The 21275-nt window shown below is 60.8% G+C and carries 18 protein-coding genes, 1 tRNA gene and 1 pseudogene; 13 read left to right on the forward strand and 7 right to left on the reverse strand.

Features of this window, described 5'->3' with window-relative positions; genetic code table 11:
* Positions 1 to 260 precede the first annotated feature (260 nt).
* Together HNQ36_RS22405 and HNQ36_RS22410 are read left to right on the forward strand one after the other, a co-directional pair.
* Positions 261 to 1742, forward strand: coding sequence for a methyl-accepting chemotaxis protein (locus HNQ36_RS22405; protein ID WP_184089059.1), 1482 nt, complete (start codon positions 261 to 263; stop codon positions 1740 to 1742).
* Between the two features lie 219 nt (positions 1743 to 1961).
* Positions 1962 to 3134 carry an isovaleryl-CoA dehydrogenase gene (locus HNQ36_RS22410; RefSeq protein ID WP_184089061.1) on the forward strand — a complete coding sequence of 391 codons (1173 nt, stop codon included), beginning with the start codon at positions 1962 to 1964 and terminating at the stop codon, positions 3132 to 3134.
* A gap of 137 nt (positions 3135 to 3271) precedes the next feature.
* On the opposite strand, the gene HNQ36_RS22415 is transcribed toward HNQ36_RS22410, so the two are convergent.
* Together HNQ36_RS22415 and HNQ36_RS22420 are read right to left on the reverse strand one after the other, a co-directional pair.
* Positions 3272 to 4087 carry a DUF2927 domain-containing protein gene (locus tag HNQ36_RS22415; RefSeq protein WP_184089064.1) on the reverse strand — a complete coding sequence of 272 codons (816 nt, stop codon included), beginning with the start codon at positions 4085 to 4087 and terminating at the stop codon, positions 3272 to 3274.
* A 226-nt stretch (positions 4088 to 4313) separates the two neighbouring features.
* Positions 4314 to 4886, reverse strand: coding sequence for a L,D-transpeptidase (locus HNQ36_RS22420; RefSeq protein WP_184089067.1), 573 nt, complete (start codon positions 4884 to 4886; stop codon positions 4314 to 4316).
* Between the two features lie 456 nt (positions 4887 to 5342).
* Here HNQ36_RS22420 and HNQ36_RS22425 point away from each other — a divergent pair, with 456 nt between their 5' ends.
* From HNQ36_RS22425 to HNQ36_RS22435, 3 genes are all read left to right on the forward strand, one after another.
* Positions 5343 to 6887 carry an acetolactate synthase large subunit gene (locus HNQ36_RS22425; protein WP_184089069.1) on the forward strand — a complete coding sequence of 515 codons (1545 nt, stop codon included), beginning with the start codon at positions 5343 to 5345 and terminating at the stop codon, positions 6885 to 6887.
* Between the two features lie 161 nt (positions 6888 to 7048).
* Complete coding sequence (locus HNQ36_RS22430) at positions 7049 to 7264, forward strand: hypothetical protein (RefSeq protein WP_046827448.1); 216 nt, start codon at positions 7049 to 7051, stop codon at positions 7262 to 7264.
* Between the two features lie 196 nt (positions 7265 to 7460).
* The gene (locus tag HNQ36_RS22435; protein WP_184089072.1) at positions 7461 to 7622 is read left to right on the forward strand and encodes a Flp family type IVb pilin; all 162 of its coding nucleotides are present in this window, start codon (positions 7461 to 7463) and stop codon (positions 7620 to 7622) included.
* A gap of 203 nt (positions 7623 to 7825) precedes the next feature.
* Here the strand turns inward: HNQ36_RS22435 and HNQ36_RS22440 are convergent.
* From HNQ36_RS22440 to HNQ36_RS22450, 3 genes are all read right to left on the reverse strand, one after another.
* Positions 7826 to 7900: transfer RNA gene (locus HNQ36_RS22440), tRNA-Val, on the reverse strand.
* 93 nt (positions 7901 to 7993) lie between these two features.
* Positions 7994 to 9295: a coiled-coil domain-containing protein gene (locus tag HNQ36_RS22445; RefSeq protein ID WP_184089075.1), complete on the reverse strand. Its 1302-nt coding sequence runs from the start codon at positions 9293 to 9295 to the stop codon at positions 7994 to 7996.
* A gap of 137 nt (positions 9296 to 9432) precedes the next feature.
* On the reverse strand, positions 9433 to 10005 hold the full coding sequence (locus HNQ36_RS22450) for a DUF1134 domain-containing protein (protein WP_046827445.1): 573 nt from the start codon (positions 10003 to 10005) through the stop codon (positions 9433 to 9435).
* Between the two features lie 122 nt (positions 10006 to 10127).
* Between HNQ36_RS22450 and HNQ36_RS22455 the strand changes: the two genes are divergently transcribed.
* Complete coding sequence (locus tag HNQ36_RS22455; RefSeq protein WP_184089078.1) at positions 10128 to 10637, forward strand: YHS domain-containing (seleno)protein; 510 nt, start codon at positions 10128 to 10130, stop codon at positions 10635 to 10637.
* On the opposite strand, the gene cysQ is transcribed toward HNQ36_RS22455, so the two are convergent.
* Positions 10631 to 11464: a 3'(2'),5'-bisphosphate nucleotidase CysQ gene (cysQ, locus tag HNQ36_RS22460; RefSeq protein ID WP_184089081.1), complete on the reverse strand. Its 834-nt coding sequence runs from the start codon at positions 11462 to 11464 to the stop codon at positions 10631 to 10633. The genes HNQ36_RS22455 and cysQ overlap by 7 nt on opposite strands.
* Positions 11465 to 11638: 174 nt before the next feature.
* On the opposite strand from cysQ, the gene chpT reads away from it, so the two are divergent.
* From chpT to HNQ36_RS22490, 6 genes and pseudogenes are all read left to right on the forward strand, one after another.
* On the forward strand, positions 11639 to 12286 hold the full coding sequence (gene chpT / locus HNQ36_RS22465; RefSeq protein WP_184089084.1) for a histidine phosphotransferase ChpT: 648 nt from the start codon (positions 11639 to 11641) through the stop codon (positions 12284 to 12286).
* Between the two features lie 184 nt (positions 12287 to 12470).
* Positions 12471 to 15185, forward strand: a pseudogene (locus HNQ36_RS22470) (hybrid sensor histidine kinase/response regulator).
* An 11-nt stretch (positions 15186 to 15196) separates the two neighbouring features.
* Positions 15197 to 15667 (forward strand): chemotaxis protein CheW, encoded by a 471-nt coding sequence (locus HNQ36_RS22475; RefSeq protein WP_184089087.1) that lies wholly within the window; start codon positions 15197 to 15199, stop codon positions 15665 to 15667.
* Positions 15668 to 15740: 73 nt separating this feature from the next.
* A complete protein-coding gene (locus HNQ36_RS22480; protein ID WP_046827440.1) occupies positions 15741 to 16106 on the forward strand; it encodes a response regulator in 366 nt (121 codons plus the stop codon).
* Between the two features lie 249 nt (positions 16107 to 16355).
* Positions 16356 to 17531 (forward strand): protein-glutamate methylesterase/protein-glutamine glutaminase, encoded by a 1176-nt coding sequence (locus HNQ36_RS22485; RefSeq protein ID WP_184089090.1) that lies wholly within the window; start codon positions 16356 to 16358, stop codon positions 17529 to 17531.
* Positions 17528 to 18403 carry a CheR family methyltransferase gene (locus HNQ36_RS22490; RefSeq protein ID WP_184089093.1) on the forward strand — a complete coding sequence of 292 codons (876 nt, stop codon included), beginning with the start codon at positions 17528 to 17530 and terminating at the stop codon, positions 18401 to 18403. Before HNQ36_RS22485 ends, HNQ36_RS22490 begins: the two co-directional genes overlap by 4 nt.
* A 406-nt stretch (positions 18404 to 18809) precedes the next feature.
* Here HNQ36_RS22490 and ctrA read toward each other — a convergent pair whose 3' ends face one another.
* Positions 18810 to 19511 (reverse strand): response regulator transcription factor CtrA, encoded by a 702-nt coding sequence (gene ctrA, locus HNQ36_RS22495; RefSeq protein WP_046827437.1) that lies wholly within the window; start codon positions 19509 to 19511, stop codon positions 18810 to 18812.
* Positions 19512 to 19879: 368 nt separating this feature from the next.
* On the opposite strand from ctrA, the gene fliI reads away from it, so the two are divergent.
* Positions 19880 to 21205, forward strand: a complete 1326-nt coding sequence (gene fliI / locus HNQ36_RS22500; RefSeq protein ID WP_184089097.1) for a flagellar protein export ATPase FliI — start codon at positions 19880 to 19882, stop codon at positions 21203 to 21205.
* The last annotated feature ends 70 nt before the right edge of the window (positions 21206 to 21275 follow it).

Genomic DNA, 21275 nt, shown 5'->3' on the forward strand with positions numbered 1-21275 from the left:
AACCGCTTCCGTGGTTGATCCCGGAGGCTTGTCGTTGGAGGAATTACACCCGCTCGCAGGCGATGAGGCAAGCACGACCGCTGTCGTCGGAGGCCAGGCCTGTTGGCTTGGAACCCTGCGATCGGCCGTTCCACTGCGCGCAGTGGTAAAAATATATGCAACCTGAAGGTGAAAATACGAGAACCCGCACGCGGATAAAGCTTGGTTAACGGATTCGGCTTATCCTTCGCTCGTCTCACCTAGAAACGGGAGCGTTCGAAATGCAATTGTTTAAGTCTTCTCAGGAGCTTACAGCAAAGCTAGACGCGCTTAGTAAATCTCAGGCGGTGATCGAGTTTAACCTCGATGGCACAATTGTGACAGCTAATCCGAATTTCCTGAATGCCATGGGATATCGGCTGGACGAGATTCAGGGGAAGCACCACAGCATTTTCGTCGATCCCGAACTTCGCGAGCGGGCGGAATACCGCGAGTTCTGGGATGCCCTGCGCCGGGGTGAGTACCAGTCGCGCGAATTCCCGCGCGTCGCCAAGGGCGGCCGGCCCGTCTGGATCCAAGCCTCGTACAACCCGCTGATGGATCGCGGCGGCAAGCCGTACAAGGTGGTCAAGTTCGCCACCGACATCACCGAGCAGAAGCTGAAGAGCGCTGATTATGAAGGCCAGATCGCGGCCATTCAGAAGTCGCAGGCGGTGATCGAATTCAACCTCGACGGCACGATCATCACAGCGAACGAGAATTTTCTGAGCACGCTCGGTTATCGGCTGGACGAAATCCAGGGCAAGCATCACGGCATGTTCGTCGAGCCTCAGTATCGCGACAGCGCCGCCTACCGCGACTTCTGGGATTCGCTGCGCCGTGGCGACTATCAGGCGGCCGAATACAAGCGCGTCGGCAAGGGCGGCAAGGCGATCTGGATTCAAGCCTCCTACAATCCGATCCGGGGCGCGGACGGCAAACTCGCCAAGGTGGTCAAGTTCGCCACCGACACCACCGCTCAGGTTGAGGACCGCCTTCGCCGTGGCGAAGTGCAGAAATCCATCGACATCGATCTGGGGCAGATTACGGAGGCTGTGGCTTCGACGTCCGAGCGGGTGACGTCGGCGGCGAGTGCATCGACGCAGACGTCGTCCAACATGCAGGCTGTCGCGTCCGGCGCGGAGGAGCTTGCAGCCTCCGTTGGAGAAATCAGCCGTCAGGCTGCGGACGCGCTCACCATCTCGCTGCAGGCGGTCCAGCAGGCTAACGAGACAAGCGCCATCGTGTCGGGCCTTGCAATAGCCGCCCAGAAGATCGGCGATGTGGTCAAGCTCATCAACAACATTGCCGAACAGACCAATCTGCTCGCGCTCAATGCCACCATCGAGGCGGCGCGAGCCGGCGACGCGGGCAGGGGCTTCGCTGTCGTGGCGTCGGAAGTCAAAAGCCTTGCGACCCAGACCGCCAAGGCGACCGACGAAATCAGCGCGCAAATCGCCGAGGTTCAGGGAACCACGACCAGCGCGGTGAATGTTATCGAGGCGATCACCCAGACGATCTCCCGCATCAATGAGATTTCATCGGCGATTGCGGCCTCCGTCGAAGAGCAAGCATCCGTTACGCAGAGCATTTCCGCCAACATGCAGGTTGCAGCGAAAGGCGTGACCGACATCAACTCCAACATGAACGACATCGCGGACGCCACGCGGTCCGTCGATGCGTCGACCCGCAAGGTGCGGGAGGCCTCACGCGCGCTGGCGTAACGCAACACCGCGCACCCAATTGCCGGCGAAATGTCAGATACAAGACATTTTGCCGTCTCACTTTATGGCCATCTCTCCCGTGTCCGGGGCAGGATTGCCGCACGGAAGGCGCCAGCATGTTCCGGCCCTTTCGCCTCTTCTCCCCGCAACCGGCCCGTGGCATTGTCCGCCAAACAAGGGCCGGCTTTCGTCAAAAAAGCCTGCCCCGGGAGAAAACTGATGATTCCGAACGCGCACAGTATGTTCAATTTCGATCTCGGCGAGACCGCGGATGCGATCCGCGAAACCGTTCGTGATTTCTCGGCGAACGAAATCGCGCCGCGCGCCGAAGAGATCGACAAGAGCAATCAATTTCCGCGCGACCTCTGGCCCAAGCTGGGCGCGCTCGGCCTGCACGGGATCACCGTCGAGGAAGAGTACGGCGGCTCGGGACTGGGCTATCTCGAACATTGTATCGCCGTGGAGGAAATATCGCGCGGTTCCGCGTCGGTGGGCCTGTCCTACGGCGCGCATTCCAACCTTTGCGTCAACCAGATTCGGCGCAATGGTAACGAAGCTCAAAAGCGAAAGTATCTCCCGAAGCTGATCTCCGGCGAGCACGTCGGTGCGCTGGCGATGTCGGAACCGGGTGCAGGGTCGGACGTCGTGTCGATGAAGACGCGCGCGGAGAAGAAGGGCGACCGGTACATCATCAACGGCAACAAGATGTGGATCACCAACGGGCCGATCGCGGAGACGCTGGTGGTTTACGCCAAGACCGATCCCGCGGCGGGATCGCGCGGCATGACCGCGTTCCTGATCGAAAAGGGCATGAAGGGATTTTCCACGGCGCAGAAGCTCGACAAACTCGGCATGCGCGGCTCTGATACGGCCGAACTGGTGTTCGAGGATTGCGAAGTCCCCGAAGAGAATGTGCTGGGCCACGTCGGTCGCGGCGTCAATGTACTGATGTCCGGCCTCGATTACGAGCGTGTGGTGCTGGCGGCAGGGCCGCTGGGCATCATGCAGGGCTGCCTCGATGTGGTGATGCCTTATATTCACGAGCGCAAGCAGTTCGGCGAGCCGATTGGCAGCTTCCAACTCGTGCAGGGAAAAGTTGCCGACATGTATGTGGCGATGAATGCCTCGCGCGCCTACGTCTATGCGGTGGCGAAGGCTTGCGATCGTGGCGAGACCACGCGCGAGGACGCCGCAGGCGCGATCCTCTACGCAGCAGAACGCGCGACCCAGTGTGCGCTGGATGCGATCCAGTTGCTTGGTGGCAACGGTTACATCAACGACTATCCGACCGGGCGGCTGCTGCGCGACGCGAAGCTCTACGAGATCGGCGCTGGCACCAGCGAAATCCGGCGCATGCTGATCGGACGCGAGCTGTTTGAAAAGACGGCGTGAGGGCGTCGACCATCCGTCGGCGTCATTGCGAGCGAAGCGAAGCAATCCAGACCGAAACGTCGTCAAACGAGAACTGGATTGCTTCGTCGCGAGTGCTCCTCGCAATGACGGAGCGGACGGCAGCGACCGAATAGAACTTACCTCGGTAAATTATTCACCTTCGCGACCCACGCGCGCACATCGGGTAGCACGTCGGGCAATACGCCGCGAACTTCCTCGACCGTCATGCCGGCCTTGATGCGCGGGTCGTAGAGAATGTTCATGATGTACTGGTCGTACACGCCGAAGAATCCCATCGAGACCTGATCGTTGAACATCGTCCACGGCACCGTGTCCGTGTCGTTGATCGGCCCAAGCGATTGCAGCAGCTCCTCGTAGGCGCAATCGAGAAATACGAAGTTGCCGTTGTCGACGGTAAGGATCACATCCGAACGCTGGATCTCGTAGTTCTCGTTCTTGCGGAATCCCGACAGACACTGCGGGTCCAGCGAGTCGTGGATTTCCTTGGCCTTCTCCGCGCCAAAGAACGCGGTGATCGTTTTTTGAAGGTCGCGGTCGCGGACCATGGTGATGATGCTATTGGCATCGTCGCGCTTGTCTGCCATCGCAATATCGAGGTGCTGTACCCGCATCGCAATGTCGCGGACAACCTTGCCGATCTGCTTGCGCCGGTCAGCGCGGGCTGAGCCATCGATAAAGATGCGCACCGGCATCTGGTATTTGCGGATGCGGTCAACGCGGCCAGCGAGATGATACTCCGCGCCGAATGCCGTCTTCATGAAGCCGTCGATGATCTGTCCGTCGGTGAAGACCTTTTTCTCGCTGCGCTGGCGCGCGCTGATGCTGGGTGTTTCCGCAAGGGCCGACGGCAACGATGCGGTGCCGAGCGCGAGGCAACCCACCATGGCGGCGATGCCCGATGTTAGCCGCCGTATTGTCGCGGATGTGTCCATCGCAATTGAGCTAGCCGTCACACCGGCGTCGTGCAAGGGAGTCGGTGGCCGGCTGGCGACAAAATAACAAAGCCGGCCATAGCGCGTGTTCCGCAAAAGTGGATACCGGTTTTGCGATCAGAACACGCGCTCTTTTTATTCAGAGCATTTTCTGACGGCTAACCGGATTCCACTTAGCCGGAAAATGCTCTAGGGCCGGCTTTGGAAGAGCTTTGCAGGGAGAACGTTAGTTCTTGACGACGACCGTCGCGCCGACGCGCACCCGGTTATAAAGGTCGATGACGTCGTCATTGACCATCCGGAAACAACCTGACGAGACGGCCTGTCCGATCGTCTCGGGCTCGTTGGAGCCGTGAATGCGATAGAGTGTCGATCCGAGATACAGGGCGCGCGCGCCGAGCGGATTGTCAGGTCCGCCGACCATGTGGCGCGGCAGATCCGGGCGGCGCCGCAGCATCTGCGCCGGCGGCGTCCAGCTCGGCCATTCCTTCTTCGCGGTGACGCGATGCGTTCCACCCCAGCGGAAGCCGTCGCGGCCGACGCCGATACCGTAACGCAGGGCACGGCCACCCTCCTGCACCAGATACAGGCGGCGCTCCCTGGTATCGATGATGATCGTTCCCGGCGCGTAATTACCCTGGAAGCCGACCGTGGTGCGCGGAATCGGGCCAGACCCGCCTCCCATTCCACCGCCGCCAAAAAGCTGAAGTAACGGATTGAACTCGGCATCCGCCATCGCGAAGCCGGTGCCGCCGAGCAAGGTCGCGGCGGTCAAAAATACGGTCAAAAGGCGCTTCATTAGAATCCTCGTAAGAGCTCGCCAGACAGTCGTGGAAATGTTCGCTTGGAGAGTATTGCGTAGGGGGCAGAGGTGCCACGAACTCGCGAGAAAGGCCACAAATTCCTTGCCTTCGCAACCCACGGACGCGTGATGGTCCACTGAACATGCATATTCAACGTCAGATGTGTTCCCGCAAGATATGCCTCACGCGCGCAGTCGTTCCGCTGATCGAACCTACCGCAGCCTTTGACGAACTGTCATAAGGATGGTTCATCTAGTGTGGCGGTTCGCAAGTCCGCATCATTCTGCAGCGTGTCCTTTGCGGACTTGCGAGCCAAAGCCACACTAGAATCATAATTTCTAGTGTCCTTTTGAATCCGAAGTTCGCTACGGAAAGTGCTGCAAAATGAAGCGAACTTCGGATTCAGGACACTAGCGGCATCACAACAAAAAATCTCGAACGGGAGTGAAATGATGAACGGTGCGGAAAGCCTGGTGCGAACATTGGTCGCGGGCGACGTGAATGTCTGCTTCACCAACCCAGGCACGTCGGAGATGCACTTTGTCGCCGCCTTGGACCGGGTCGATGGTATGCGATGCGTACTCGGGCTGTTTGAAGGCGTCGTGACCGGCGCAGCCGATGGGTATTACCGGATGGCCGGAAAGCCGGCATCGACACTGCTCCACCTGGGTCCCGGCCTCGCCAATGGCCTTGCCAACCTGCACAACGCGAAGAAGGCGCACTCCGGCATCGTCAACATCGTCGGACAGCATGCGACCTATCACATCGAATACAATGCGCCGCTGACGTCGGATATCGAAGGTCTCGCCCGGCCGATGTCGGCCTGGGTCCGCACCTCGCCGGATTCGAAATCCATCGCGCGCGATGGTGCCGCCGCGATTGCCGCGGCCAGAAGCCATCCCGGGCAGATCGCCACGCTTATTCTGCCCGCCGACACGGCCTGGAACGAAGCTGATGGCATTGCCCAGGTGCCTGAGGACTCGCAGCGCGCCAGCTACTCGCCAAAGGCCGTTGATGAGGCCGCCCGCGTTCTGCGCAGCGGCGAGCAGACGTTGCTGTTGCTGACCGGGAAAGCCCTCACGGAAGAAGGACTGGCGCTGGCGGCGCGCATCGCCGGCAAGACCGGATGCAAGGTGATGGGCCAGACCTATAATCCGCGCATGGCGCGTGGGCGTGGGCGTTTTTCCATCGATCGCATTCCCTATGTGATCGAGCAGGCGCTGCCGATCCTGAAGAATTTCCGGCACATCGTTCTGATCGAGACCAACGACCCGGTGGCGTTCTTCGCCTATCCGAACAAGCCGAGCCTGCTCAAGCCGGAAGGCTGTGAGGTTCATCGTATGTGTGAAGCCGGCGAGAATTCGGTCGCCGCGCTGCATGCGCTGGCCGATGCGCTCGGCGCCAAGGCAACTGATGCGAAGCCGCAGCAGCTTGTTGAACTGGCCAAGCCCACTGGCGCGCTGACGCATGCGTCCATCGCGCAAGTGATCGCGATGGCTATTCCGGAGAACGCCATCGTGGTGGATGAATCGATCACCACCGGCCGCGGCTTTTTTCCGCCGACGGCTGCTGCTGCTCCGCACGACTGGCTGCAGAACATGGGCGGATCGATCGGCTTTTCGACACCGGTCGCGACCGGAGCCGCGGTCGCGTGTCCGGACCGCAAAGTGATCTGCATGGTAGGCGACGGCAGCGCGATGTACACGCTTCAGTCACTGTGGACGCAGGCGCGCGAAGGACTCGACGTCACGACGATCGTTTTTGCCAACCGCACCTATCAGATCCTGAAGGGCGAGTTCGCGGGCGTCGATGCGGGTGAGCCGGGACGCAAGGCGCTCGATATGCTCAACCTCGACAATCCGGCGCTCGACTGGGTATCGTTGGCGAAGGGCATGGGCGTGCCGGCCCAGTCGGTCACGACTGCGGAGGACTTTTCAAACGCGCTGACCAACTCGGTGCGTGAGAAGGGCCCGCGGCTGATCGAAGTCGTGATGTAACGACGGATACGACGGCATGATCCCGCAGAGCGGGACGAGTCCGATCCTACCGGACATGACAAAGCGAAAGGTCTGATTCAGCGACGTTGAATCAGGCCGGAAATGGAACCTGGGGCGAGTCCTCTGCGTTGATGCAAAGCATTCTCGCCAGGTTTTCCGATATGAGCGTTTTCCATGGCTCGTCATTCAGCCCCGACACCATCGCGGTCATGACGCAGGCGTTTGAAGAGGCGGTCCAAACGCTGCCGTTTCCGGTTGGATCGGCGCGGGTTCAGACGCTGGCGAAAAATATCGTCGAGCTTGCGTCACAAGGCGAGCGCGATCCCGAGCGGATGAAGCTGCTAGCGCTGCTCGCTCTGAAGTCGGCCGAGATTTGATGCTTTAATCCACGCGATAGCGGCGTCTCGCGGAGATGTCTGCGGGTGCAGATGCGCTGCGGCGTGACGCGGGCCGGTATTATGGAAAGGTTTAGTTAAGTCTTCAGCAGCTTCTTGCGGCTAGGTTAGCCGTGGCCTGTCAAGACGGTCGCCCGGCGCGGCGATCACGTGCAAGAATTGCAACGAGGTTGAGCTCATGAAGATGGTGGTTGATTTTATTAGAGACGAAGCGGCTGCGACGTCGATCGAGTATGCGCTGCTAGCGGCGGGCATCGCGGTCGCGATTGTTGCGGCGGTGAATGGTCTTGGCACCACGCTCGGCGGCAAGTACGACACGGTCAAGACCGCCTTCGACTGACCACGGATTTCATCTCGCCGGATGTCCTTAGCGGTGGGCCGCGAGCAACGTCTCCCCACCGTGGTGTAATCAAGCGCCGTTCGCCTTTCACCTTTTTCTTCACCCAATCAGTTACGAAACTTCGACTTCAGTCGCGCAGGACGCGCCGAGCAAAAAAGCCAAAGACGTAATGAGTGTTTGATCAAGTCGGGAATCGGGACGAATGGTGGGCGCACAAGGGATCGAACCTTGGACCTCTCCCGTGTGAAGGGAACGCTCTCCCGCTGAGCTATGCGCCCGGGAACGACCGGCAACGATCATACAAGCCCGGATTTACGGAAGCGGGGGTAGGGGTGTCAAGCGCGGGCAGGCTGAACGCGCGAGAATTCGGCTTAACCCGGCTGGCGGGCCCGTGAGGCATGCGCCTGCAGCGCCCGAATCCGCTGAGCCAGCGTGCCGCGCGCCTCGGTGACAGCTCCATTCGGCGCCGCGCCGTTGGGGGGCGTGCCGTTCGCTGTCGTCGCTTTGACGATCGTGCTGATGGCCGGCTTCTGCTCTTCCGATGCCAGAATAGCTTCGATCGGCGAGTCCGGACCTTCGAGCGTGACGGCGAGTTTGGCGACCTCGGCCGCGATGTCGTTGATGCGCTCCCGCAGCAGCGCATTTTCCATACGCTCGGTGGACCAGGAACTTTCGGCCTGCTGCTGAATGAGATTGATCTCGCGTTGAACCTTGGCGCGTTCGTCGCGGGCGACGGTGAGCTGTTCTTCGAGTGAGGTCTTCTCCGCGCGAAGCTTGTCCATCGCGGAGGAGTTGCCGGTGCCGGCCGCCATGTCCTCGCGCAGTTTCTGCTCGGTCTGTTTCGCGGCCTCAGCCTGCTGGCGAAGCAGGTTGTTCTCATATTCGCGCTCGGCGAGTATCTTGCCCTGTAGCGCCAGGCGATTTTCGAGATCGGTGACGCGGCTGGAGAGCATTTCGGTTTCTTTGGTCTGCACAACCAGTTGGCGATCGAGGTCGCCGACCCGTCCGCTCAGATTCTCGACCTTGCCGCGGGCGTCGCTCAGTTCGCGTGTCGCGATCTCTGCTTCGTTGCGATGATCGGTCAGGCGCTGCTGGCTGCTGGCGACTTCCTTCTCGGCGTCGTTGACGCGGTTTTGCAGCGCTTCGATCTGGCTGCGAACCGCGAGCAGTTCGATCTGGCGGCTTTCCGCCGTCATCGAGCTCTGGGAGAGTTCGCTGTTGAGCTTTCCGAGGTCGGCCTGCTTGCCGGCCAGTTGCTGCTCGGCTGTGCGCAATGATTGCGTCTTGGCGGCAAATTCTTCTTCCGTCGCGCGCAGCTGATCCTTCAGCGCCTTCTCGCGCGCTTCGAGGGCGAAAATCGCGGCGTTCTTCTCGCCGAGTTCGATCTTCAGGCGATTGATTGCGTCGGATTTCTTGCCGAGTTCGGCGAGCTGGCTGGAGGTCTTGTTCTTGAGCTGCTCGACGCTCATTTCGAGCCTGCGGGCCGACATCGCAAATTCCGCGCGCAACTGGTCCTTGTCGGCCTGGATCTCGGCCATCGACAGCGGCGTCGCCGCCTCGAGGCGCTTGGTCGTCAGTCGTACCGCGCGGTTGTGCACCAGCGGCATGATCATCAGACCGAACAACATCGAGACCAGAAAACCGATCGCCAAATACATGATCGGTTCGACCATATGTGAGACCCCTACGTCAGATTTGACCCTTTTTACCATGCCCGGCGGGCGTGGAAAAAGCTAGCGGAACAGCGCGTTAACGTGAATCCGCTGGCGGCTCGATGGCCGCCGGTGATGGTCCGGTCAGGAGCGAGGAATCAGAAGGGATTCCAGGTCGCGCGGGGCGTGAACTTCAGGTAGCCGATATTGGCGCCCAGCCGCAGACCCACGCCGGAACGGATCGGAACCAGCACGATGCCGTTCGCCGTCAGCGCCGTCATGCCGAAGCCGCCGATGATGTAGGCCGAGCCGTCGATGCCGGCGAAGCGCTGATAGATAGCGTCGGTGGCGGGCAGGTTGTAGACCAGCACCATGGTGCGCGCGCCGTCGCCGCCCCAGTCGAAGCCGACCGACGGGCCCTGCCAGTAGACCCGCAGGTCGCCGGCGTTCTTGGTGTAGAGCGTGCCTTCGCCATAGCGCAGGCCGGCGACGAAAGCGCCGCTGCCTTCCTCGCCGAGCACGTAGCCGTTGGGCAGGCCCCATTGGCTGACCGCACGCTCGATGACCGATGCCAGTCCGCGGGACACGCCGCCGAAGAACCGGTGACCTGCGCCGACCAATTCGTCCGGGCCATAGCTATTGGGGGCGGCTCGCTGCTGGGCAGAGGCCGGCATTGCCAGGGAAATTGTCGCTGCAAACACCAGCGCCGCGATGCGCGAAGCGAAAGTCATGAAGGAACCCCTTGGACCACCAGATGGCCGAGTTTCATAGCCATCGCTTAACGCCTTGCTGAGAAGCAAGGGCTTAAGCTCCGGTCCCACGTCCCCGACTCGATTGTTTATCAGCATCAACTATGACGGCACGGCGGCAGGAAAATAAAGGGCGGCACCTTAGAATCGCCTGTGTTGCGGTATTGGCCGGGGCTGTGAGCCTCGCTGGACCGCATGCCGGGGCGTGGGCGGCGGTCACCGAACGGGTGGTCGTGAACCGCCATAGCGGTCTCGCCATCGATGGTTTCGATCCCGTAGCCTATTTTACCGATGCTGAGGCTATGAGGGGAGAGCCGGACATCGAAGCATCCAAGGCCGGGGCCATCTGGCGTTTTCGGAACGATGCCAATCGTGCCGTTTTCCTGGCCCATCCGGATATCTACGGACCTCGCTTCGGGGGGTATGACCCGGTCGATGTGGCACAGGGGAAGGCCGTCGCAGGGCGGGCGCAGTTGTGGCTGATTTCAGGTGAGCGGTTGTACCTCTTCAGCCGTGAAGACAACCGCAATGCCTTTGCAGCCGATCCGGAAGAGGTCCTCAAACGCGCCAGCGGTAAATGGCCGGCTCTGGTTGAGAGCCTTTCAAATTATTGACCCGCCACCGCCGGATCGCCCCAGGCGATGAACTCAGGAACCAGAAAGTCCTCACGGGCTTCCCCGAAGCAGAGGGCGGCTCCTTTGCTATCGGTGATTTTGCCCCCCGCCGCTGTCACAACCGCATGGCCGGCCGCGACGTCCCATTCAGACGTCGGGGACAGCCGGGGATAGATGTCGGCGCCGCCCTCGGCGATCCGGCCAAACTTGACCGCGGATCCGAGGGCTTGCCGGATCGCTCCGGGCCGGGCTGAGATGAACGCTTCGGTCCGCTTGTCGCCATGCGACCTGCTCACGGCCACGATCCAGGCCGTACGAGGACCAGGATGAGGGCGGGTGTGGATCGGCTGGGCAGAGCGAGCCTTGCCATCCTTGGTGATAAGCAGCCGCTCCGCGCCCCGGCCGACAACCCCACGCCAGAGCAGCCCCAGGGCGGGGGCGGCGATAATTCCAAGTACCGGCGTGCCGTGGGTAATGAGCGCGACGTTGACGGTAAACTCGTCACGCCCGGCAACGAACTCCTTGGTGCCGTCCAGCGGGTCGACCAGAAAAAAGCTGTTCTTGTAGGGGCGGGCGGCAAGGCTGGTGCGTTCCTCCGACAGTGCCGGAATATTCGGCGCGAGTGCCTTGAGGCCTTCCGCGATGATGCGGTCTGCGGCCATGTCTGCTTCCGTGACGGGAGAGCCGTCGGATTTTCCCTCGACCTGCATGGTGGAACGGCTGACCGCGAGAATTGCCGCGCCAGCCTGCACGACGATGTCCGTCAATGGCTCCATCAGGGCGGCTGCGGCATCGCGATCGATCGCGGGACTGGAGATTTCGGTCATAGATCAGCCTTCAATCCGCTGTGGTTGGTGTCCCGCGTCGGTGGCCGCGAGCCCAGCCGCAGTGTATCAAACCATAAAGCATGTGTGATTCGCCGCGTCAGCACGCTGCGGCTGATCGTCAGCGCGTGATCGCAGGAAATCGCCGAAAAATCTCTGGAAAATCCGAGGAAGTCTATGTCTGGCACGTCAACTCCCGGTCCTACACCCGATGCTCTCGAACTCGCCGCGTTGATGTGCTCGCGCGTCTGCCATGATCTCATCAACCCGGTGGGTGCGATCGTCAACGGGCTAGAAGTGTTCGACAGCAGCAACAAGGAAGATGACAAGGAATTCGCGCTCGATCTGATCCGTAAGAGCGCGAAATCGACCTCCGCGCGTCTGCAGTTCTGCCGCATTGCTTATGGAGCCGCGGGATCGGCAGGGTCGCAGATCGATCTCGGCGAGGCCCAGAAGATGACGCGCAATCATCTTGAGGACGCAAAGACCAAGATCACCTGGAATTTGCCGCATGTGCTGATGGCGAAGAATCGCGTCAAGCTGCTGCTGAACATGTTTGTGATCGCGCAGCAGGCCATTCCCCGCGGCGGTGAACTCACAGTCGACCCGATCGGCGAAGGGGATATGATGGGGTTTCGCGTCCGCGCCGCAGGCGCCAACGCGCGGGAGCCGCAGAACGTCGCGGCGCAATTGAATCTCGACAATGCCGGATCGGTGTCCGCGCACGCGGTCCAGCCCTATTACACGGCGCTGCTGGCGCAGGCATGCGGGCTAAAGGTGTCGCTTGCTGCTGAAACGGACGCTGTCGTCCTCACCGCGTCCTAGTTGTATCTTCATAAACTCTTAATGAACTGATCCCCGGCGGTGCCATCCTCCGGGGGAACGCCTTAGCGTCTTATTCAGCGCGTTCTTTTCCAAATGCTCAACCAATATTAAACGCTTTGCGTCGAGACTGTGGGCATTCCGGGAGGCGTGTGTTGCGTGCCCGTTTGCGCGAAGGCTTGATTTTATGGACGATCTGCTGCGTGAGTTTCTGACTGAAACCAATGAGAGTCTCGACACTGTCGACAATCAGTTGGTTCGCTTCGAACAGGATCCGAACAACGCGAAGATTCTCGACAATATCTTCCGGCTTGTTCATACGATCAAAGGGACCTGCGGCTTTCTCGGATTGCCGCGTCTGGAAGCCCTCGCTCACGCTGCCGAGACGCTGATGGGCAAATTCCGTGACGGAATGCCGGTGACCGGCGAGGCCGTCACGTTGATCCTGAGCACGATCGACCGCATCAAAGAAATTCTTGGGCAACTCGAGGCCACCGAAGCTGAGCCCGAAGGCGCCGACGTCGACTTGATCGACGCGCTTCACCACATGGTCGAGCAGGGCATGGCCGCTATGGCAGCGCCTGCACCTGAAGCCGCCGCTGCCAAACCCGCAGTGACGGTGGGCGCCGCGGTCCCGCAGACACTTGAGCGCGAATTGCGGCCTGGCGAGGTTTCACTGGACGAGCTCGAGCGCGCATTCCGCGAGACGGAGACGTAAATTTCCGCGCTGCCGCTTGCTCCGGTCGAGCAGCCGGCTCCGATAGTCGAGGCTCCCAAGCCTGTCGCCGCCAAGCCAGCCGCAGCGAAGCCGAGCCCGAAGAAGCCCGTTATCGAGAATGAGACGGCGGAAAGCGACAAGATCGCCAACCAGTCCATTCGCGTCAACGTCGACACGCTTGAACACCTGATGACAATGGTGTCCGAGCTGGTGCTGACCCGCAACCAGTTGCTCGAGATCAGCCGCCGCAACGAGGATTCCGAATTCAAGGTACCGCTGCAGCGGCTCTCCAACGTCACCGCCGAGTTGCAGGAAGGCGTCATGAAGACGCGAATGCAGCCGATCGGCAATGCGTGGCAAAAGCTGCCGCGCATCGTGCGCGATCTGTCGAGCGAACTCGGCAAGCAGATCGAACTCGAAATGCACGGCGCGGATACCGAGCTTGATCGCCAGGTGCTCGATCTGATCAAGGATCCGTTGACCCATATGGTCCGCAACTCGGCCGATCATGGCCTTGAGACGACGGCCGATCGCGTCGCCGCCGGCAAGCCGGAGCAGGGCACGATCCGCGTTTCCGCCTATCATGAAGGCGGTCACATCATCATCTGCATCGCCGACAACGGCCGCGGCCTGAACACCGAGCGCATCAAGGCGAAGGCGGTCTCCAACGGTCTGGTCACCGAAGCCGACGTCGAGAAGATGACCGAGGCACAGATTCACAAGTTCATTTTCGCGCCGGGCTTCTCCACGGCTGCGGCGGTGACGAGCGTGTCGGGCCGCGGCGTCGGCATGGACGTGGTGCGCACCAACATCGACCAGATAGGCGGCACCATTGACGTGAAGTCGGTGCCGGGCGAGGGCTCGAGCTTCACCATCAAGATTCCTCTGACGCTGGCGATCGTCTCCGCGCTGATCGTGGAAGCCGCCGGCGATCGCTTCGCGATTCCGCAATTGTCGGTGGTCGAACTGGTGCGCGCGCGCTCCAATTCCGATCATCGCATCGAGCGGATCAAGGACACGCCGGTGCTGCGGCTGCGCAACAAGCTGTTGCCGCTGATGCATCTGAAGAAGCTGCTCAAGATCGACGACGGTGCGTCGATCGATCCGGAGAACGGCTTCATCGTGGTCACGCAGGTCGGCAGCCAGACGTTCGGCATCGTGGTCGATGGCGTTTTCCATACCGAGGAAATCGTCGTCAAGCCGATGTCCACCAAGCTCCGCCATATCGGCATGTTCTCGGGCAACACGATTCTCGGCGACGGCGCCGTCATCATGATCATTGATCCGAACGGCATCGCCCAGTCGCTCGGAACAGCGGCAGCTTCGCACAGCGAGATCGCTGACGAGAACGCCGCTGCGCGCGCGAACTCCGATGTTCAGCTCACATCTCTCTTGGTGTTCCGGTCCGGCTCGTCGCAGCCGAAGGCAGTGCCGCTGGCGCTGGTCACGCGACTGGAAGAGATCGCCGTCGACAAGATCGAACTTTCGAACGGTCGACATATGGTTCAGTACCGCGAGCAACTGATGCCGCTGGTCGAGATGGAAGGTGTCACGATTCGTGAGAGCGGCGTTCAGCCGATTCTTGTGTTCGCCGACGACGGCCGTTCGATGGGCCTCGTGGTCGACGAGATCATCGACATCGTCGAGGAGCAGTTGAGCATTGAAGTCGCCAGTACGCGCGAAGGTGTGCTGGGGTCTGCTGTCGTGAAGGGTCAGGCGACCGAGGTGATCGACGTCGGACACTTCCTGCCGATGGCGTTCGCCGACTGGTTCAGCCGCAAGGAAATGCGTCTGTCCGCCACCGCTCAGACGGTTCTGCTGGTCGACGACTCCGCTTTCTTCCGCAACATGCTTGCGCCTGTTCTGAAGGCGGCTGGTTATCGCGTGACCGTGGCGCAGAACGGACAGGAAGGGCTCGCAGCACTGCGTTCGGGTAACTCGTTCGACGTCGTGCTGACGGACATCGAGATGCCAGAGATGAACGGTTTTGAGTTCGCCGAAGCAATCCGTGCGGATCGGCGAATGGAAGCAATGCCGATCATCGCGCTGTCGTCGGTCGTCTCCCCGGCGGCTATCGAACGCGGCCGCCAGGCAGGTTTCCACGACTATGTCGCGAAATTCGACCGGCCGGGATTGATCGCCGCTCTGAAAGAACAGACCGCTGACGTCAAGCAGGCGGCGTAAGGAACATGACAATGGATTCAAATGTTGAAGGCGCCGACCGCGGGATCACCGAATACGTCACCGCGATGATTGGCGGACAGCTGTTCGGTTTGCCGATTTCACGCGTTCAGGACGTCTTTATGCCTGAACGGTTGACACGGGTGCCGCTGGCTTCGGCAGATGTCGCTGGTGTTCTCAACCTTCGCGGCAGGATCGTCACGGCGATCGACATGCGCGCGCGTCTCGGTCTGGCGAAGATCGAGGATGGTCGTCCGCCGATGGCGGTGGGCGTCGATCTGCGCGGCGAATCCTACGGCCTGCTGATCGACAGCATCGGCGAGGTTCTCAAGCTCGCGGACGACAGCCGCGAGGTGAATCCGGTCAATCTCGATCCGCGCATGGCGAAAATGGCAGGCGGCGTCCATCGGCTCGACGGACAATTGATGGTGGTTCTCGACGTCGACCGCGTTCTGGAAATCAATCCGGACATGATGGCGGCCTGAAAACAATTCGGGAAGTAACGCATAAGGTCCCGTGATCGCCAGCCCGCACGGGTACCGAGGAAAAGAGGCTAAGATGAAAACATGTCTGATCGTTGACGATTCGAGCGTCATCCGGAAGGTCGCACGGCGTATTCTGGAGGGATTGGATTTCCAGATCGTCGAAGCAGAAGATGGCGAGAAAGCCATGGAAGTCTGCAAGCGCGGAATGCCGGATGCTGTCCTGCTCGACTGGAATATGCCGGTCATGGATGGCTATGAGTTCCTCCGTAACCTGCGCATGACGCCGGGTGGTGACAAGCCTAAGGTGGTGTTCTGCACCACCGAAAACGATGTCGCTCACATTGCCCGCGCGCTCCATGCCGGTGCCAACGAGTACATCATGAAGCCGTTCGACAAGGAAATCGTGACGGCGAAGTTTCATGAGGTCGGTCTGATCTAGTGTGGTGGTTCGCAAGTCCGCATCCTTTTGCTGCGCGTTCATTTGCGGACTTGCGAACCAAAACCACACTAGAAACTATAATTTCTAGCGTCCTTTCGAATCCGAAGTTCGCTCGGCACGTGCTGCGGAATAAGGCGAACTTCGGATTCGGGACGCTAGGCTCTGCCCTGGAACGGCCCCCTGTCGGCGCTGCATCCGGATTGAGTTGCGTAAGTTGTTGCCGTTCGGTTGCGTAGAGTTGGTTCTTTCATGAGCGTTGCAGTCTTGACTCCTCCCGGCTCGTCCGCACAGCGGCACGAGCCGCTGCGCGTCATGGTGGTAGATGATTCCGCCGTCATCCGCGGGCTGATTTCCCGCTGGATCGAGGCTGAGCCCGATCTGACGGTCGCGGCGTCGATCCGGACCGGGCTGGATGCGGTCAACCAACTCGTGCGTGTCGATCCCGATGTTGTCGTGCTCGATATTGAAATGCCGGACATGGATGGCATTTCGGCGCTGCCGCTGCTGCTCGAGAAGAAGCGGAATCTCATCATCATCATGGCATCGACGCTGACCCGCCGGAACGCGGAGATCAGCTTCAAGGCGCTGTCGCTGGGCGCCTCCGACTACATTCCAAAGCCTGAGAGTACGCGCGAGATGTCCGCCGCGGATATCTTCAAGCGGGACCTGATCGAAAAGATCCGCCATCTCGGCGCGCGGCTGCGCCGTCCGGCTGTGGTTGCGAGTCCGTCGTTGTCTCCGGCCGCGCAGCCCGTGCGCGCGCTGTTGCCGCGCACGTCGACCGGCACAACACCGGTGGTTGCCCAACCCAAGCTGATACTGCGGCCGTTCAGCGCGAGTGCTCCGCGCGTGCTTCTGATCGGATCATCCACTGGCGGCCCGCAGGCGCTGATGAATCTGGTGGCCGGCATCGGCCCCGTGATCGACCAGTATCCCGTCCTGATCACGCAACATATGCCGCCGACTTTCACGACCATTCTCGCTGAGCATCTGACGCGTGCGAGCGGACGTCCTGCGCACGAAGCGATTGACGGCGAGCTGGTCAAAGCCGGAAAAATCTATCTCGCCCCGGGTGGCCGTCACATGCGGGTTGCGCGTTCCGGTGGACATCCTGTCATCGCGCTCGATGACGGACCGCAGATCAATTTCTGCAAGCCGGCCGTCGATCCGCTGTTCTCGTCGGCCATCGAGGTCTGGCAGGCCGGAATCCTCGCCGTGGTGCTGACCGGTATGGGATCGGACGGCGCGCAGGGCGGCAAGGCTATCGTGGCTGCCGGCGGCAATGTCATCGCGCAGGACGAGGCGACCAGTGTCGTGTGGGGCATGCCGGGTGCCGTCGCCAATGCCGGGGTCTGTGCAGCGGTTCTGCCGCTCGACCAGATCGCTCCCAAGGTTGTTCGAGTGTTTTCAGGAGTTCGCGCGTGACGCCACTGGATTACGAGTTTCTGCGCAAACTTCTGAAGGATCGATCCGGATTGCTGCTGTCGTCCGACAAGCAGTATCTGATCGAAAGCCGGTTGCTTCCGCTTGCCCGCAAAGCCGGTCTTTCCGGTATCGGCGAACTGGTTCAGAAAATCAAAACCGGCGCGGAGCCGTTGATCGTCGATGTGGTCGAGGCGATGACCACCAACGAGACGTTTTTCTTCCGCGACAAGGTGCCGTTCGACCATGTCCGGGATACGGTTCTTCCCCAATTGCTGAAGGTGCGCGCCAACCGGCGCAGCCTCCGCATCTGGTGCGCGGCCTCGTCCACAGGCCAGGAGCCTTATTCGCTCGCGATGCTTTTGAAAGATGCGCTGCCCGCCGGCTGGCGCGCGGAAATCGTCGCGACCGATCTGTCGCTGGAAGTTCTCGAGAAGGCGAAAGCCGGAATTTACAGCCAGTTCGAGGTTCAGCGCGGACTCCCGATTCAATTGCTGGTGAAGCACTTCAAGCAAGTTGGCGACGTCTGGCAGCTCAACCCTGACATCCGCGCCATGGTCCGCTATCAGCAAGCCAACCTGCTGCAGGATTTTTCCTATCTCGGCGTTTTCGACATCATCTTCTGCCGCAACGTGCTGATCTATTTCGATCAGCCGACCAAGATCGATGTGTTCGGCCGCATGCAGAAAATGAACGAGCCGGATGGCTTCCTGTTCCTGGGCGCGGCGGAGACCGTGATCGGATTGACCGATGCGTATCGGGCGTGTCCCGACCTTCGTGGCGTGTATGCCCCGAATCCTTCGCGAACGTCATCGCCGTCTTTGGTGCCGGGGATGGCGGTCGGCGGACTGAAAGCTTTTGCTCCGGTTCGTTGAACTGGCACAAAGCCGGTTTCGGAAGCGATTGCGCCACGTCGGACTACGCCCACGCTGAAGCGCGGACTCGGGTCATACCGATCTAAGGCGCGCTATGGGTCGCGCCAAGTGTGTTGCTCGTCATATGCGGCGGCACCAGCGTCTATCCCGGTTTCGCGGCTGGCTCTGTGCAGCCGATGCTTGCGATCCGCAGGCCTCGGGATTGATTCTGCCTTATCCGCCTCGACTTCGCCTTATCGGGCCAGGTTCGCCTCCAGTCCGCCTTATGCTTTTGCGTGCCGCGTAATGTCGGAAAGCCGGCTGAGAAGTGTCGGATTCATGTCACCGGACAAACAAAAACCCCGCCATTTGCGGCGGGGGTTCAGTCTGGGAGGTGGGGCCATACAGGCCCCCGGTACAACCCGTATCAAGCAGGAATGCGAACTTCCTCTTCGTGCGGCTCGCGCAGCACGTAACCGCGGCCCCACACGGTTTCGATGAAGTTGCGGCCTTCCGATGCGTTCGCAAGCTTCTTGCGCAACTTGCAGATGAACACGTCGATGATCTTCAGTTCAGGCTCGTCCATGCCGCCGTAGAGATGGTTGAGGAACATCTCCTTGGTCAGGGTGGTGCCCTTGCGGAGCGAAAGCAGCTCCAGCATCTGATATTCCTTGCCCGTCAGGTGGACGCGCTGGCCACCGACTTCGACGGTCTTGGTGTCGAGATTGACCACCAGATCGCCGGTCTGGATGACCGACTGGGCGTGACCCTTGGAACGGCGGACGATCGCGTGGATGCGGGCGACCAGTTCGTCCTTGTGGAAAGGCTTGGTCATGTAGTCGTCGGCGCCGACGCCGAGACCTTTGACCTTGTCCTCGATACCGGCGAGGCCGGAGAGGATCAGGATCGGTGTCTTGATCTTCGACACACGCAACTGCTTGAGAACATCATAACCGGACATGTCCGGGAGGTTCAGGTCGAGCAGAATGATGTCGTAATCATAAAGCTTTCCGAGATCGATGCCCTCTTCTCCGAGATCCGTCGTGTAGACGTTGAAGCTCTCGGATTTGAGCATCAGCTCGATCGACTGCGCTGTTGCACTGTCATCTTCTATCAGCAATACGCGCATGCCAGTCCCCTATAGTCGCCGCTCCGGGCGTCAGGCCGGCCGCAACTCGCGGCACTGGAAAAACGCCTTTGAACAACTGATTCGGATCCTGACGACATATGGTTAACAAATGCTGATTCGTGTCTGCAAGCTCTATCGTGCAATTTTTGTCGAATCGCACTAAGATATTGCCGGTAAGCAGCTTTTCGTAGCCTAGTCGTTCAAGTTCCACATTAAGAGCCGGGCCTAACCGACTCCTGCGACTCGCACCTTCGTTCTGAAGGTCAAGCGCTCTCAGTCATCAAAGACAGTGACGCAATGATTAACGATGCGGGTAAACACAGGGTTAAGGGGACGCCGCGAAATCGCGGAAACTTAAGGTTTTCGCAATGAAGGCACTCGCCGAACAGATATCCGACATCGACGGCGTCAATATTTATGGCCGAGTCGTCGGCGTGCGCGGTCTCATGGTCGAGATCGCCGGACCGATCCATGCGATGTCGGTCGGGGCGCGTATCGTGGTGGAGACCGGCACTAACCGTTTCATCCCGTGCGAAGTGATCGGCTTCACCGGCAATAACGCGGTGGTCATGCCGTTCGCCGGACTCGAGGGCGTCAGGCGCGGTTGCCGTGCGGTGATCGCCAATGCCGCGAGCCAGGTGCGGCCGTCGGCCTCGTGGCTCGGGCGCGTCATCAACGCGATGGGCGAGCCGATCGATGGCAAAGGGCCTTTGGTTCAAGGTCCGTCACCGATGACCTACCGGAACGCTCCGCCGCCGGCGCATTCCCGCAAGCGTGTTGGGGCGCCGCTTGATCTGGGCGTGCGGTCGCTCAACACCTTCCTGACCTGCTGCCGCGGCCAGCGCATGGGCATCTTCGCCGGCTCCGGCGTCGGCAAGTCCGTGCTGCTGTCGATGCTGGCGCGCAACGTGGATGCGGATGTCTCGGTGATCGGCCTGATCGGCGAACGCGGCCGCGAGGTGCAGGAGTTCCTGCAGGACGATCTCGGCGAGGAGGGACTGGCTCGTTCGGTGGTGGTGGTGGCGACCTCGGATGAGCCTGCATTGATGCGGCGGCAGGCGGCTTATTTGACCTTGGCGATCGCGGAGTATTTCCGCGACGAGGACAAGGACGTCATGTGCATGATGGATTCGGTGACGCGCTTCGCTATGGCGCAGCGTGAAATCGGTCTCTCTGCAGGCGAGCCGCCGACAGCCAAGGGATATACGCCAACGGTGTTCACCGAACTGCCGAAGCTGCTGGAGCGGGCGGGACCCGGACTGGGCGAGGGCACCATCACCGGCATCTTTACGGTGCTGGTGGACGGCGACGATCACAACGAGCCCGTGGCCGACGCGGTGCGCGGTATCCTTGATGGCCATATCGTCATGCAGCGCTCGATTGCCGAGCGCGGACGCTATCCGGCGATCAACATCCTGAAGTCGGTGTCCCGAACCATGCCGCGATCCGCTGATCCGGCCTTTCTTCCGAGTGTGACCCGGGCCCGGCAGGTCATGGCGACATATGCTGACATGGAGGAATTGATCCGGCTCGGGGCGTATCGGGCCGGGTCGAGCCCCGAAGTCGATGAGGCCATCCGGCTGCACGAGCCGCTGGAGGCCTTCCTGCGCCAGGCCAAGGATGAGGCCACCGGGATCGGGGAGGGATACCAGCAATTGGAGCAAATCCTGCAAGCCTTGGAAACGGAACGCTAACTTTGTCGCGCCATGATCCCGCCATCTGTGTTTGACCGGAGGGGCCCTTGGGGGGGTGCCGGTTCTGTCC

Source organism: Afipia massiliensis (genome assembly GCF_014203115.1).
In the GTDB taxonomy this organism is placed as follows: domain Bacteria; phylum Pseudomonadota; class Alphaproteobacteria; order Rhizobiales; family Xanthobacteraceae; genus Afipia; species Afipia massiliensis.

What these genes read in the sequence shown, in the direction of transcription:
- HNQ36_RS22405 (WP_184089059.1), top strand. Translation starts at nt 261, where the DNA reads ATGCAATTGTTTAAGTCTTCTCAGGAGCTTACAGCAAAGCTAGACGCG.
- HNQ36_RS22410 (WP_184089061.1), top strand. Translation starts at nt 1,962, where the DNA reads ATGATTCCGAACGCGCACAGTATGTTCAATTTCGATCTCGGCGAGACC.
- HNQ36_RS22415 (WP_184089064.1), bottom strand. Translation starts at nt 4,087, where the DNA reads ATGGACACATCCGCGACAATACGGCGGCTAACATCGGGCATCGCCGCC.
- HNQ36_RS22420 (WP_184089067.1), bottom strand. Translation starts at nt 4,886, where the DNA reads ATGAAGCGCCTTTTGACCGTATTTTTGACCGCCGCGACCTTGCTCGGC.
- HNQ36_RS22425 (WP_184089069.1), top strand. Translation starts at nt 5,343, where the DNA reads ATGAACGGTGCGGAAAGCCTGGTGCGAACATTGGTCGCGGGCGACGTG.
- HNQ36_RS22430 (WP_046827448.1), top strand. Translation starts at nt 7,049, where the DNA reads ATGAGCGTTTTCCATGGCTCGTCATTCAGCCCCGACACCATCGCGGTC.
- HNQ36_RS22435 (WP_184089072.1), top strand. Translation starts at nt 7,461, where the DNA reads ATGAAGATGGTGGTTGATTTTATTAGAGACGAAGCGGCTGCGACGTCG.
- HNQ36_RS22445 (WP_184089075.1), bottom strand. Translation starts at nt 9,295, where the DNA reads ATGGTCGAACCGATCATGTATTTGGCGATCGGTTTTCTGGTCTCGATG.
- HNQ36_RS22450 (WP_046827445.1), bottom strand. Translation starts at nt 10,005, where the DNA reads ATGACTTTCGCTTCGCGCATCGCGGCGCTGGTGTTTGCAGCGACAATT.
- HNQ36_RS22455 (WP_184089078.1), top strand. Translation starts at nt 10,128, where the DNA reads ATGACGGCACGGCGGCAGGAAAATAAAGGGCGGCACCTTAGAATCGCC.
- cysQ (WP_184089081.1), bottom strand. Translation starts at nt 11,464, where the DNA reads ATGACCGAAATCTCCAGTCCCGCGATCGATCGCGATGCCGCAGCCGCC.
- chpT (WP_184089084.1), top strand. Translation starts at nt 11,639, where the DNA reads ATGTCTGGCACGTCAACTCCCGGTCCTACACCCGATGCTCTCGAACTC.
- HNQ36_RS22475 (WP_184089087.1), top strand. Translation starts at nt 15,197, where the DNA reads ATGGATTCAAATGTTGAAGGCGCCGACCGCGGGATCACCGAATACGTC.
- HNQ36_RS22480 (WP_046827440.1), top strand. Translation starts at nt 15,741, where the DNA reads ATGAAAACATGTCTGATCGTTGACGATTCGAGCGTCATCCGGAAGGTC.
- HNQ36_RS22485 (WP_184089090.1), top strand. Translation starts at nt 16,356, where the DNA reads ATGAGCGTTGCAGTCTTGACTCCTCCCGGCTCGTCCGCACAGCGGCAC.
- ctrA (WP_046827437.1), bottom strand. Translation starts at nt 19,511, where the DNA reads ATGCGCGTATTGCTGATAGAAGATGACAGTGCAACAGCGCAGTCGATC.
- fliI (WP_184089097.1), top strand. Translation starts at nt 19,880, where the DNA reads ATGAAGGCACTCGCCGAACAGATATCCGACATCGACGGCGTCAATATT.